This window comes from Ruegeria sp. BE3 (assembly GCF_056538865.1).
This window is the reverse complement of record NZ_JBQFTW010000011.1, coordinates 96,835-110,051: the sequence shown is the minus strand read 5'-3', so window position 1 is coordinate 110,051 and position 13,217 is coordinate 96,835. Positions and strand designations below refer to the sequence as shown.

Annotated in this window: 14 protein-coding genes; 11 read left to right on the top strand and 3 right to left on the bottom strand. The window is 58.2% G+C overall.

Annotation, left to right across the window (positions count from 1 at the left end; genetic code table 11):
- Positions 1 to 912: 912 nt before the first annotated feature.
- Complete coding sequence (locus tag ACR0AZ_RS19125; RefSeq protein WP_480470775.1) at positions 913 to 1,962, bottom strand: LacI family DNA-binding transcriptional regulator; 1,050 nt, start codon at positions 1,960 to 1,962, stop codon at positions 913 to 915.
- 155 nt (positions 1,963 to 2,117) lie between these two features.
- Between ACR0AZ_RS19125 and ACR0AZ_RS19120 the strand changes: the two genes are divergently transcribed.
- The 11 genes from ACR0AZ_RS19120 (at position 2,118) to ACR0AZ_RS19070 (ending at position 11,606) form a co-directional block, all read left to right on the top strand.
- Positions 2,118 to 2,309 carry a hypothetical protein gene (locus tag ACR0AZ_RS19120; protein ID WP_480470774.1) on the top strand — a complete coding sequence of 64 codons (192 nt, stop codon included), beginning with the start codon at positions 2,118 to 2,120 and terminating at the stop codon, positions 2,307 to 2,309.
- Between the two features lie 31 nt (positions 2,310 to 2,340).
- On the top strand, positions 2,341 to 3,486 hold the full coding sequence (locus tag ACR0AZ_RS19115) for a TRAP transporter substrate-binding protein (RefSeq protein WP_480470773.1): 1,146 nt from the start codon (positions 2,341 to 2,343) through the stop codon (positions 3,484 to 3,486).
- 107 nt (positions 3,487 to 3,593) lie between these two features.
- Positions 3,594 to 4,109 carry a TRAP transporter small permease gene (locus ACR0AZ_RS19110; protein ID WP_170694801.1) on the top strand — a complete coding sequence of 172 codons (516 nt, stop codon included), beginning with the start codon at positions 3,594 to 3,596 and terminating at the stop codon, positions 4,107 to 4,109.
- 15 nt (positions 4,110 to 4,124) lie between these two features.
- Positions 4,125 to 5,456, top strand: coding sequence for a TRAP transporter large permease (locus ACR0AZ_RS19105; protein WP_480470772.1), 1,332 nt, complete (start codon positions 4,125 to 4,127; stop codon positions 5,454 to 5,456).
- A 36-nt stretch (positions 5,457 to 5,492) separates the two neighbouring features.
- Positions 5,493 to 6,800 (top strand): histidinol dehydrogenase, encoded by a 1,308-nt coding sequence (gene hisD / locus ACR0AZ_RS19100; protein WP_480659438.1) that lies wholly within the window; start codon positions 5,493 to 5,495, stop codon positions 6,798 to 6,800.
- 8 nt (positions 6,801 to 6,808) lie between these two features.
- Positions 6,809 to 7,546 (top strand): SDR family NAD(P)-dependent oxidoreductase, encoded by a 738-nt coding sequence (locus ACR0AZ_RS19095; protein WP_480470770.1) that lies wholly within the window; start codon positions 6,809 to 6,811, stop codon positions 7,544 to 7,546.
- Positions 7,543 to 8,505 carry an alcohol dehydrogenase catalytic domain-containing protein gene (locus tag ACR0AZ_RS19090; protein WP_480470769.1) on the top strand — a complete coding sequence of 321 codons (963 nt, stop codon included), beginning with the start codon at positions 7,543 to 7,545 and terminating at the stop codon, positions 8,503 to 8,505. The genes ACR0AZ_RS19095 and ACR0AZ_RS19090 overlap by 4 nt, the downstream gene beginning before the upstream one ends.
- Positions 8,506 to 8,523: 18 nt before the next feature.
- A complete protein-coding gene (locus tag ACR0AZ_RS19085; protein ID WP_170392543.1) occupies positions 8,524 to 8,829 on the top strand; it encodes a UxaA family hydrolase in 306 nt (101 codons plus the stop codon).
- A 12-nt stretch (positions 8,830 to 8,841) separates the two neighbouring features.
- Entirely contained in the window at positions 8,842 to 10,020 is a 1,179-nt protein-coding gene (locus tag ACR0AZ_RS19080; RefSeq protein WP_480470768.1) for a UxaA family hydrolase, read from the top strand.
- A gap of 60 nt (positions 10,021 to 10,080) precedes the next feature.
- Positions 10,081 to 11,115 carry an Ldh family oxidoreductase gene (locus tag ACR0AZ_RS19075; RefSeq protein WP_480668073.1) on the top strand — a complete coding sequence of 345 codons (1,035 nt, stop codon included), beginning with the start codon at positions 10,081 to 10,083 and terminating at the stop codon, positions 11,113 to 11,115.
- A 74-nt stretch (positions 11,116 to 11,189) separates the two neighbouring features.
- The gene (locus ACR0AZ_RS19070) at positions 11,190 to 11,606 is read left to right on the top strand and encodes a universal stress protein (RefSeq protein ID WP_480470766.1); all 417 of its coding nucleotides are present in this window, start codon (positions 11,190 to 11,192) and stop codon (positions 11,604 to 11,606) included.
- 46 nt (positions 11,607 to 11,652) lie between these two features.
- Here the strand turns inward: ACR0AZ_RS19070 and ACR0AZ_RS19065 are convergent, their stop codons facing one another.
- Positions 11,653 to 12,384, bottom strand: coding sequence for an amino acid ABC transporter ATP-binding protein (locus tag ACR0AZ_RS19065; RefSeq protein ID WP_480470765.1), 732 nt, complete (start codon positions 12,382 to 12,384; stop codon positions 11,653 to 11,655).
- Entirely contained in the window at positions 12,384 to 13,217 is an 834-nt protein-coding gene (locus tag ACR0AZ_RS19060) for an amino acid ABC transporter permease (protein WP_480668072.1), read from the bottom strand. Before ACR0AZ_RS19060 ends, ACR0AZ_RS19065 begins: the two co-directional genes overlap by 1 nt.

The window sequence follows — 13,217 nt, the reverse complement described above, 5'->3', positions numbered from 1 at the left end:
GACGACCGTTGTAAGGCGACATATAGCTCTGCCACCAGCGACAGAGCTTTTCTATTTTCGCCTCATTTCCATCGTCCAAACTGATTTCATTGATCCTTACTTCCTTTTGGAAGATCGGGGTTGATTTGCAGGTCAGGCACCCGGGGTGCCTGTGCCTGCTGATCTGCCACGTGGCGGAGGTGGTTGGGGGAGAGGCAATGCCATTCGACAATATTGGTGCGGCCGAGGACGCGGTTTTGCTTAATAGATTTGCCCGAGGGAGAAGGCAGCGCTTTCCCCCTGACGGCTCGGGGCGTTTGACTCGTTCAAATCTCACTGGTTCACGAAACAGAAGTGGTGAAGCAGGTTACTGGACGTAAACGGTAGGCATCCGGTGCGGGCTTGAAATGTATGTCGAATTGACAGCAGGCTAAAGCACGGCGCTGTACTTTCATCCCTAATGCTCACGTCGTACCAGCGAAAAAGAGGCGAGTGCATCGCCGCCGCGTGTGACACGTCCGGTCCCAGGGTAACTCAGATGGGTCGCCGAGAAGACAGTCTGGTTGTCGGCCAGCTGGCCAAGCAACTTTATTTGGGTTGTGATGACCTTTTCTGGATCGGATTCCAGCGCAAAGCGTACCGATGAATCTGCGAACCGAAGTGGTCCCGAGATGATGGTGTCACCAACAATCGCAGCCCATTGCCATTCTGGACCTTAACCTTACGCGCTGACAGATGCCACTTTTGCGTTTGTTGTGAACATGATGCATGCTGGCAAAGGGCATAAGATCAAACCGAAGACAATTGAGCTGCGACGCAGCCAAAGCGATGGGCTTGAAGGCTGGTTTGATTGCCCAGTCACGCGGAATGCACCACGCGCCCGCCCAGTCTTTGACAAAGCTGATCCGGATAGGGCTTTGGTGGTGCTCGGCCTCAGACCTGACGGACGGGGCCCAGTGATTGGCGTAGCCGGATTTCTGTTGGCAGTTCGACGCTTTGACTGCTCAACCCGTCCCGCAGGACCTGAATGAGCATTCCAGCGGCGCGACGGCCCATTTCTCGATGCGGAACGTGGACGGTCGTGAGGGCAGGCTCGGCAAGCATCGCGATTTCGATGTCGTCAAAGCCGGTGATCGAGATATCTTTTGGCACCTCCAGACCCATTTCCCGGGCCGCGCGCAGCGCTCCTACGGCAAGAACATCATTGACGCACATCACGGCAGTTGTGTGTGGAACAGCTGTCATGACCTCGCGAAACGCGATTTCGCCCGTTTCGATCCCATAAGGCGTTTCAACAAGGAACAATGCGTCTGGGTCCTGTCCAGCTTCAAGCTTGGCGTCTCGGATTCCGTCCACGCGTCCTCGGGCACGATCGTTCGAGCCGATCGGTGCCGAGATGCAGGCAATATGTTGGTGACCCTGTGCGATGACCTGCCGTGCAAGGGCAGACATGGCCTTGCGGTTGTCAAAGCCGATGGCCGGGCGTGTCTCATCTGGATTGAAAGACCACGCGATCAGGGTTGGAACGCGTCGCTTTTCCAGAAAGGAATAAATCTCGGGCTCGCGATCATATCCGATCAGCAAAAGCCCGTCAGCGCCCCGCGCAACCAACGCACGCACCTGTTTTTCTTCGAGCTCCGCATCATAAGCAGACGACGCGACCAGCAGAGTTTTTCCGTGCCGCACCAGTTCTTCCTGAAACGCCTGCAGCCCGCGTGCAAACACGGCGTTTTCCATTGTCGGTATCACAGCGGCGATTGTATTCGTCTGCCGTGCCGCAAGGGCCTGCGCTCCGAAATTCGGCGCGTATCCAAGCTCGCGAACCGCCGCCAGAACTCGTTCGCGGGTGTTTTTGCCAACCCGTTCGGGGGTGTTCAGACAACGCGACACCGTTGCGGTGGACACATCCGCAAGTCGTGCAACATCGGCAAGAGTCGGAACTGTGTTTTCGTTCCCGGATTGAGGCATGGCTTTTCTGGTCATTCAGGGCGGCAGTTAGCGTAAGTCGAGTTCGAGCAAAAGGACGAAGTTAACGCCAAGCTTAGCACATGTTTGATGTAAGCGCTTGCATAGAAAAATGTAAGCGCTTACATTCGAGGCGACTCAGTGCGAAAAACTGCATGGGTTGGGGAGGACGCATGCCATATTTGATAGCAGGGATATTGCTGCTCGCGTTTGTTGCGAACGTGGTGATCGGGGCGGTCACGAAGGCGCCTCTGGTCAATAATGTCTGGGAGATGCTGATTTTGTTTGCGGCGGCCATCGCCTTTTCCGTCGGCATTCTCCGCAGCGAAGCAAAAGAAATTTCGGAGGAAAAACCAAAGGAATAAATCCGAAAAAGTCCAAACGGGAGGAGAACACATGGACAAGACCAAACAGGAGCTGGCCTCGGCCGAGCGTCGGAATTTTCTAAAACTTGCAGGCACTGGCTCATTCACGGCGGCTATGGTTGCAGGCGCAGCCGGTACACTGTGGTCCAGCGAGGCCGCAGCTCAGACAGCCGCTGAGGAACGAGATCGGGAAAACGCGGCAGAATTCAAGATGACGCTGGCGACCGCCTATGTGCTGGGCGCGTCTCGTAGCTATCCGATCATGCAGCTGGACCTGAAAGAAAACATCCAGAACATGACCAATGGCAAGGTCTATGTGAAACTGGCCCCCGGTGGTCAGCTCGGCGCCGGTGGCGCACTGGCGCAGGCGGTGCAGGGAGGCACAATCCAGGCCGCGCAGCACTCGCTGTCGAACTTCGCACCCTTCGCGAGCGTGGTTGATCTGATCAACCTTCCGTATTTCTGCGGTTCGAACCAGCGGTTCACGAACCTGACCTCATCCGAAGCGTGGAAGGCGGAAGTTGACCCCAAGATTGCGGCATCTGGTTTCAAAGCTCTGATGTATATCGTGATCGACCCGCGCGTCGTCGCGGTTCGCAAGGGTGGCAACGCGATCATCACGCCGGGAGATATGTCCGGTGTCAAATTCCGCGTGCCCGGATCGAAAATGCTGCAGCAGTATTACGGCATGGTCGGCGCAAACCCGACGCCTGTGGCCTGGGGTGAAACTCCATCGGCCATCCGGCAAGGTGTTGCAGATGCACTTGACCCCTCGGTGGGCGCACTGCACGTCTTTGGTTTTGGTGAGATCCTCAGCCATGTGACCTTCACTCAGGCGGTGCCGGATAGTCAGGTCTATTCGATCAACCTCGAATGGTTCGACAGCCTGCCGATGGACGTCAAGGAAGGCATTGAGTTTGCGGGCGAAGTCACCCAGCAACAGAACCTGTCGAAAGTGCCTTCGGCCCGTGCCTATGCCATGTCTCAATTGATCGCGAACGGCGTGGAGTTCCACTCGCTCAGCGAAGATCAATTGGGCGAATGGAAAGAGGCCGGCGGCTATCAGCGCAGTGAATGGGACAGCTTCAAGACCGAGCTGGCCGGATCGATGGATGCGTTCGCCAAGCTGGAAGAAGCCGCAAACACGCGTGCGAAATACTACGTGCACGACGCCTGATCGCGTCTCTCCCCGGGCCGGCGCTTCTGGCGTCGGCTCACCTAATGTTTGCTCACCGAAAAACCCACTAGAAAACGTCGCCCCCGCGCGACGGTAGTGAGGATGCCATGTCTCAGCTCTTTCGAGCGATTGATAAAAATGCCGAACGTTGGCTGCTTCTTGTCTTCTACGTCATGCTTGTCGGCACGATGTTCATAGAAGTGGTCCGGCGCGAGGTCTTTGCCTACTCGTCCATCTGGGGCGAAGAAATCGTCCGGTATGCGTTTATCTATCTCGCATGGATCGGTGCCGCTGCAGCGGTGAAGGAACGCGGTCACATCCGCATTGACGTTCTGATGCATTACGTCCCGCGCACGGTCAAAACGCTGCTCTACATCTTCGGCGACATTGTCATGTTCATCGTGGCGCTCGTCGCGATCTACTGGTCGTGGGAGACCGTCCACGTGTCCTGGAAATTCGGGTCTGTCACGCATGGTCTGCGGATCAGCCAGGTCTTTTTCCTCATGGCGGTGCCGTTTGGTTTCGCGCTGGTCATCTTCCGGCTGGTGCAATCCTTCCTCCGCGATATTGCCGACCTTCGAGCGGGCCGTCCCGTCTACGAAGGCGACAAGCTGTTCGATTAAGGGAGGGCCTGATCCATGATGTGGCAACAACTCGGTGGTCAAACACTTGAACTTGGGTGGGATTTCTACGCCTCCGTTATTCTCTTTGTCGTCCTTGTCGCGCTTGCTGTACCGGTCTGGGCTGCGATTGGCGCAGCATCGATCACCATGCTGCTCATGTCCGGTGCGCTACCGCTCAGCCTTGTGGGTGAGAAGCTGTTCTCGGGCATTGATGCTTTTGCGCTGACAGCCGTGCCGCTGTTTATCCTGACCGGGGATGTTCTGGTCCGAACGGGGCTCAGTCGCAAGTTTCTGGACGTGGCCGAGGCGCTGACCTGCTGGGCCAAGGGCGGGTTCGGTTCGGCCACCGTTCTGGTCTGCGGCATGTTCGCGGCGATTTCCGGATCGGATGCAGCGGGTGCGGCAGCCGTTGGGCGCATGACTATCGACCGGTTGGTGGAGAGTGGTTACCCCCGTCCCTATGCCTGCGCCTTGGTCGCGGCGGGGGCATGTACTGGGATTCTTATCCCACCCTCCATCGCCTATATCATCATCGGCCTTGTGCTGGGCATAGCCGTCTCGACCTTATTCCTTGCAGCACTGATCCCGGGCCTTTTGATCCTGACGGCCATCCTGCTCACCAACGTCGTGATGAACCGGTTCAATCTCTGGGAAGGTGGCGGCATGATGACCGCAGCCGAATGGCGCGCGAATCTGTGGAGGACGGTCAAGTCCGGTTGGTACGCCTTCCTCGTCCCCGGGATCATCTTCTATGGCATCTTTTCGGGAAAACTGACCCCGACCGAAGCTGGCGCCGTGGCGGTTGTTGTGACCATTGTCATCGGGTTCATCCTGGGCACGCTGAAACTGTCCGATTTCCCGGCCATGCTGGTCAGCTCGGCCAAGGTCAACGGCGTGATCCTTCCGATCATCGCCTTCTCGATCCCTCTAGCCGAAGCGCTTGCGATCATTGGCGTACCGCAGGGCTTTGTCGGCGCTCTGACCTCCGTCAGCTCCAACGAATATGTGCTGATCGCCATGATGGTTCTCATCCTGATCATCGCGGGCTGCGTTATGGAAACGACGCCCAACATCGTGATCCTGGCTCCGATCCTCTACCCGCTGGCGCAAGAGATCGAGATGAACCAGATCCAGTTCTGCATCATGATGATCACGGCGTTGGGGGTTGGGTTCATTACTCCGCCATTGGGGCTGAACCTGTTCGTGGTGTCGGGGATTACGGGGGAGTCGATCCTCAAGATCGCCTACCGCGCCATCCCCTTCGTTTTCTTCATGCTGATCGTGACGTTGATGATCGCCTATATTCCGGCGTTTTCGACCTCGCTGTTGCCTGATGTCTATCGATAAGCCGCCGAAAGACGCGGTAGGAAAAGGACCTAATTCATGACCCGTGAATACCTGAAGAAAGCCACGCTGACCGCGCGTAGCGGAGCGTCGGATGTCAGCGAAATTGTCCAGGGAATCCTGACTGACATCGAAACAGGCGGCGATGCCAAGGCGTTGGAATACGCCGCCAAATTCGACAATTACGAAGGCAACGTCATTCTCAGCGATGCCGAAATTCAGGCTGCGATGGACGCTGTACCGCAAAAGTTGAAGCGTGACATCGAGTTCAGCCATAGCAACGTCAAACGCTTTGCCGAGGCGCAAAAGGCATCCATGACCGACATCGCGGTCGAGGTCGTGCCGGGCCTGACCGCTGGCCAGAAGATGATCCCGGTGGATGCAGCCGGTTGCTACGTTCCAGGCGGGCGCTACAGCCATATCGCCAGCGCGATTATGACCGTGACGACGGCGAAGGTGGCGGGATGTAAACATATCGTCGCCTGCTCGCCACCACGCCCGGATGTCGGTATCGCGCCTGCGATCGTCTACGCCGCGCATATCTGCGGCGCCGACAAGATCATGGCCATGGGCGGCGTGCAGGGGGTTGCAGCGATGACCTTCGGGTTGTTCGGTCTTCCCAAGGCCAACATCCTTGTGGGCCCCGGCAATCAGTTTGTGGCCGAAGCAAAGCGTATACTGTTCGGGCGTGTCGGCATCGACATGATCGCGGGTCCGACCGACAGTCTGGTCCTTGCGGATGTCACCGCTGATCCGATGGTTGTTGCGACGGATCTGGTCGGGCAAGCGGAACACGGATACAACTCACCGGTTTGGCTGGTGACAGACAATCGTGATCTGGCCGAAGAGGTCATGCGTCTGGTGCCTGTCCTGATCGAGGACCTGCCCGAAGTGAACCGCGAAAACGCTACGGCTGCGTGGCGCGATTACGCCGAGGTCATCCTGTGCGCGGATCGCGAAGAAATGGCGGCGACATCGGATCAATACGCACCGGAACACCTGACAGTCATGGCCGATGATCTTGATTGGTGGCTGGATCGACTGACCTGCTACGGGTCGCTCTTCTTGGGCGAAGAGACCACGGTTGCCTTTGGCGACAAGGCCTCGGGCACCAATCACGTGCTGCCAACAAGCCGGGCGGCCACTTACACAGGTGGCCTCAGCGTGCACAAATACATGAAGATCGTGACGTGGCAGCGATCGACCGTTGATGCGATGAAGCCGATTGCGCAGGCGACCGCCCGTATCTCACGCCTTGAAGGTATGGAGGGGCATGCGCGGACTGCGGATATTCGATTGGCCAAGTTCTTCCCCGATGAGAACTTTGACCTGACAGCCGAAGACTGACGCCTCCCGTGACCTATCATCCTGATCTCACTGGACATACCGCGCTTGTGACCGGGGCCAGTTCCGGCCTTGGGCGCAGAGCTGCAGACGTGCTGGCGCGCGCTGGTGCAAAGGTCGTGGGCGTGGCTCGGCGTGCAGAAGCGTTGGCCGAACTGGATCAGGTTCATGCGCTGCCATGGGATCTTTCTGATCGTGATCGGTTGGCCGAGTTGGCCGATGCCGCGTCACAACCCTTCGGGCCCCCGGATATTCTGGTACATGCCGCTGGGATCAACACGCGTGAGACTGCGGATGATGTCTCACCCAAAGGGTGGGACATCACGATCGGGTTGAACCTTGCCGTTCCTTTCTTTTTGTCGCAGCACCTTGTGCCTGAAATGAAGACCAAGGGTTGGGGGCGGATCGTCAATTTCGCTTCGCTTCAATCCAGCAGAGCCTTTCCCGGAGGGCTTAGCTATGGCGCGTCGAAGGGTGGTATAGCGCAACTGACACGGGCGATGGCCGAGGCCTGGTCTTCAAGCGGGATATGCGTAAACGCCATTGGCCCGGGGTTCTTTCGGACCGAACTGACCGCTGCGGTTTTTGATGATCCTGAACGCGCCGCCCGAAACGCAGCGCAAACCTGTATCGGGCGCAACGGTGAGCCTGAAGACCTCGACGGCCCGTTGCTATTCTTTTGCTCTGATGCATGCGCCTACGTGACCGGACAGGTTCTGATGGTCGATGGAGGGTTCACAGCGAAATGAAAGCTCTGGTCTACACCGATGTCGAAACGCTGGAATACCGCAATTTCGCGGACCCGGAGCCCGGCACCGATGAGGTTCTCGTCCGCATCGATAGCGTCGGCATTTGCGGGTCTGACATGCACGCCTATCTGGGCCATGATGACCGCCGCCCGGCACCGCTGATCCTCGGCCATGAAGGGGCTGGAGTGACTGCTGATGGTCGCCGCGTAACCATCAATCCGCTGGTCAACGACCCCGACAGCGCGGCCAGCCGGTCCGGACGCGAGAACCTTTGCCCCGCGCGACAGATCATCTCGATGCCGCCGCGTGAGGGCGCTTTTGCGGAATACGTCGCCATACCGGATCGCAATCTGATCGAGGTGCCCGCGCATATCACGCTCGAGCAGGCAGCACTGGCCGAACCGATTGCAGTCAGCTGGCATGCGGTGCGGCTTGGGCTTGCGGCCCTGCACCCGGCAGATGAACGGCGCGCCCATGTGATTGGTGGCGGAGCCATCGGGCTCGCGGCGGCGCTGGCGCTCACCGCGATGGGCATCGAACGCGTCACCTTATCCGAACCCAATGCGGTGCGCGCTGACTATCTGCGCAATGTTTGCGGGATCGACGTGGTAGACACCCCGGATCAGGACATCCCACTGGTGATTGACGCGGTGGGGTTTGCAGCGACCCGCGCGGTCGCGTCGGCGCTCGTCAGCCCTGGCGGTGTGATCCTTCACATCGGCCTCGGCAGTTCCGAAGGTGGCCTGGATATCCGGCGCATCACGCTGCAGGAAATCACGCTGATCGGCACCTATACCTATACCGCACAGGATTTCCGCGACACTTGCAGCGCCATGTTCGATGGCCGCCTCGGGGCGCTTGATTGGGTTGAAACCCGCGACCTGTCCGACGGCGCCGCCGCCTTTGCAGACATTCGCGCAGGCAAGACGCTTGCGCCGAAAACCATCCTTAAACCATAGCGAAAACCGGAGACGTTGATGTCAAATCCAGCCCCAAATGAAATACCGCACCTTCTGGTGCATGAAGAGGAAGACAATGTTGGTGTTGTGGTCGTCGAAGGCCTGACCGCAGGCACTGACATGCTGTGTTGTATCACCCACGACAATTCGACCTTTCGCCTGACTGCAGGTGCGGATGTACCGATTGGCCACAAGATCGCGCTCACGGACCTCAAGAACGGAGATACGGCGATCAAGTATGGTGAGGATATCGGCAAGATCATCGCTGACATCCCCCGAGGTGGGCATGTCCACACGCAAAACTGCAAGACCAAGCGCTGGTAAGGGGCTAATATCATGAGCAAATATTCGAACATGACTGTCATGGGCTACCGGCGCGAAAATGGCCGCGTCGGCGTGCGCAACCACGTGCTGATCCTGCCCGTCGATGACATTTCCAACGCCGCTTGCGAGGCGGTGGCCAACAACGTCAAAGGCACGCTGGCAATCCCGCATGCTTATGGCCGACTTCAGTTTGGCGAAGACCTCGAGCTGCATTTCCGCACCATGATCGGCACCGGGGCCAACCCAAATGTGCATTCGGTGGTGGTGATCGGCATTGAGCCGGGCTGGACCAAGCGCATCGCTGATGGCATCCGCGAGACGGGCAAAGAAGTGGCTGAGTTTTCGATCGAACAGAATGGTGACTTCGAAACCATCCGGCGCGCTTCATGGGCGGCCAAGGACTTTGTCCACAAGGCCACCGAGGTTCAGCGCGAGGAATGCTCGATCAACGAGCTGTGGATCTCGACCAAATGCGGTGAAAGCGACACGACAACAGGTTTGGGATCCTGCCCGACCGTCGGCAACATGTATGACAAGTTGCTGCCCGAAGGGATCACCGGGTTCTTTGGTGAAACCTCGGAAATCACCGGAGCGGAACATATCTGCCAGAAACGGGCCATCAACGAAGAGGTCGGCGAGCGCTGGTACAAGATGTGGAAAGCTTATCAGGACGATGTGATCTTTGCACATCAAACCGATGATCTCAGCGACAGTCAGCCAACCAAGGGCAACATCGAAGGTGGCCTGACCACCATCGAGGAAAAGGCGCTTGGTAACCTCGAAAAGATCGGCCGGACCTCGCAGTATATCGACATCTTGGAACCCGCTGAGCAGCCAAATTCGGGCAAAGGGCTTTACTTCATGGACAGCTCTTCAGCGGCGGCGGAATGCGTGACGCTGATGGCCGCAGGCGGTGCGGTGATCCATACTTTCCCAACCGGGCAAGGCAACGTGGTGGGCAATCCGATCGTACCGGTCATAAAGATCACTGCGAACCCACGCACTGTGCGCACCATGGGTGAGCACGTGGATGTCGATGTCTCGGGCATCCTGCGCCGTGAGCAAACCATTGATGAGGCCGGAGACGCGCTGATCGATATGATCCGCCGGACCGCGAATGGTCGCAACACAGCGGCAGAAGCACTGGGGCATCGGGAATTCTCGATGACCAAGCTGTACCGTAGTGCGTAAAAACTCCGAGGCGGCCAGTTGCATTTGCAACGGCCGCCTCTCGTTTGAACCGGGGCTTAAATGGCTGACACGATCCACCTGACGCTCGCGGAGGCGGTCGCTCTGCTGACCACTGTCTTCGAAAGAGCCGGCGTATCCAGCGCTGTCGCCTCCAGCGTTTCGCGGGCCCTTGTGGCCGCGGAAAGCGAGGGGCAGGTTGGGCACGGTTTCAGTCGCGTGGCAGACTATGTGGCGCAGGTAAACAGCGGAAAAATCAAAGCGGATGCTGCACCGGTTGTGAAGCAGTACGCACCTGCTGCGCTGCACGTGAAAGCCGACCATGGGTTTGCTTATCCTGCGTTAGAGGCTGCGCTGAAGGCAGGTGTTCCCATAGCGCGTGAGATGGGCATTGCAGTCATGACCATCGGCAACTCGCATCACTGCGGAGCCTTGTCGGTACAGGTCGAGCGGATTGCCGATGCTGGTCTGATCGGCCTGATGTTTGCCAATACACCCAAGGCTATCGCGCCTTGGGGAGCCAAAGAGGCCATCTTCGGCACTAACCCGATTGCCTTCGCGACACCCGTTGCCGATGGTCCGCCGCTGGTTATCGACCTGTCGCTGTCCGTCGTTGCACGCGGAAAGGTCATGGCTGCAAGGAAAGCGGGAAAACCGATACCGGAAGGCTGGGCGCTGGATTCTTCAGGGCACTCGACGACCGATCCTGAGGCCGCATTGGGCGGTACGATGCTGCCCATCGGCGATGCCAAGGGTACGGCGCTGGCGCTTATGGTCGAGATACTTGCAGCGGCGTTGACGGGCAGCGCCTTTAGTCAAAATGCAGGCTCGTTCTTTCAAGCGGAAGGCGATGCGCCGGATGTCGGTCAAACTCTCATCGCCATCAACCCGGGTATCCGCTCTGATTTCGGGGTGCGTGTAGCAGCTTTGCTTGATCAAATAGCCTCGTTGGAAGGCGCGCGTCTTCCGGGAGAGCGCCGTCGCCAAGCCATCGCTTCGGCAACGAAAGATGGTTTGAGCATTCCCTCACATCTCTATGGGCAGGTCTGTCAATTCGCCGGCTCGGGCAACACGCCACCGTTAGAGGTCCGAAATTGAGCTTTTCAACGGTCACAATAGAACTGAGCGCTTCACCCCTGGACGCCACATCAACCTGATAAGGAGTGCGTTACATGTACAAATCCATCTTGATCCCCGTGGCGATCGACCATGAAGAACTGGTCGCCGAGAAGATTGCCACCGCCCGCAATATGCTGGCCCCGGGTGGAAAGATCACGCTACTGACCGTGCTGGAACAAATTCCCGGATTTACGGCGGAGTTCGTGACTGTGAAGTCCGAAAATCATCTGACCAACAAAATCATGAGGAAACTCAGATCCCTCGCCACAGATGCCGTTGATATCGATTGCCAGGTCGAGACCGGGAAACCCGGTATCCGTATCACTGAGGTCGCGCGTGAAATCGGCGCCGACCTGATCATTGTCGGCGCGCATCATCCTTCGGCGCTGGACTATTTTTTGGGTTCGACAGCCTCACGTGTATCTCGCCGGGCAACATGTTCCGTTCTGATCCAGCGTCCGCTGGGCTGACACTTCGGTGAGCGTCGCAGAGTTGACGATTGTCGCTGCTGTGCGGTTATTTTAACGCGCGCGCCAAAAAGGCTTTGGTCGTCGCATGCGCCGGGTTGTCGAACAGAACCGCCGGAGGACCTTCTTCGATGATCTGCCCGCCATCCAGGAAACAGACTTTGTCCGCCGCTTCGCGGGCGAAACCCATTTCATGAGTGGCCATGACCATCGTCATGCCCTGACGCTTCAGCATCAGCAAAACATCCAGCACTTCACCTACAAGCTGGGGATCAAGGGCCGAGGTGATCTCATCGAACAGCATGACCTCGGGTTTCATGGCCAGCGCTCGGACGATGGCGACACGCTGTTGTTGTCCGCCTGACAGCTGATCGGGATAGTTGTTCATGCGATCGGCCAGCCCAAACCGTGTAAAAAGCGCTTCGACCTCCGGCAGCAGCTCGGCGCGTGAGAGGCTGCGAACCCGGCGCGGGGCGAGCAGGACGTTTTCCAGCGCCGTCATATGGGGGAAGAGGTTGAAGCTCTGGAACACGATGCCGATCCGGGAGCGGACGGATTGCGGGTTCAGGCCGGGGATCGAGATATCCTCGCCGTCCAGAAAGATCGCTCCATCCTCGATCGGCTCAAGCAGATTGATGCAGCGCAGCAGGGTCGATTTACCAGACCCGGACGCGCCGATCAGGCAGACCATCTGGCCCTCTTCAACAGTCAGATCGATCCCGTCACACACCGTGCGGTCGCCGAAGCGTTTGACAACGCCGCTCAGTTCCAGTTTGGGCATCAGCGTCTCTCTCGCATCTGGCGGGCCATCAGATGATCGGCATAGCGTGTGGCCGGGATTGTCACGATCAGAAAGATGATCGCCGCTCCAACATAGGGGGTGAAATTGGCCAGCAGGGATTTGAATACGCCGGCCTGACGAAAAATCTCGACCGGGCCGATGAAACTGAGCAACGAGACGTCTTTTTGCAGCGCGATCAGCATGTTCATCTGCGAGGGCACAACGTTACGGATGGCCTGCGGCAACACCACGTCGCGCATCACCTGCCGTTCTGACAAGCCCAGCGAAAGGGCGGCTGCGCGCTGGCTATGATGAACGCTATCGATACCAGAGCGGAAGATCTCGGCCACATAGGCTGAATAGGTCAGGATCAGCGCTAGCGAGCCCCAGATATATGGAGAGTTCCACGGGCGCGGCAGGCCCAGCCCCGGAATGCCGAAGCCGATCAGATAGACTGTTAAGATGACAGGCACGCCGCGGAAAATGTCGGTAAACGCCGCGCCAAAGATGCGCAGCGGAAACAGGGCGGGTGACTTTGCGTCCCGTGCCAATGCGATCAGCAGGCCAAGCACCGCGATAGCGGGCGCGGACCAGGCAAAGATCATCACGTTGATCCGAAACGCCTCAAGCAGTTTCGGGAAGGTTTTGACCAGCGTCTCTCCGTTAAAAAAGCTCTGCTGAACCTTCGACCAGCCCGGCGCCAGCGGCACCAGAAAATATGTCGCGGCCACAACCGTGACCGTGCTTATCGTGGCGATCACCAACGACCGGCGTCGCTGTTGCGCCTCATAGCGTTCGCGGCGGGTCATCCCGCCCGCCTTTTGGTTGCTCAT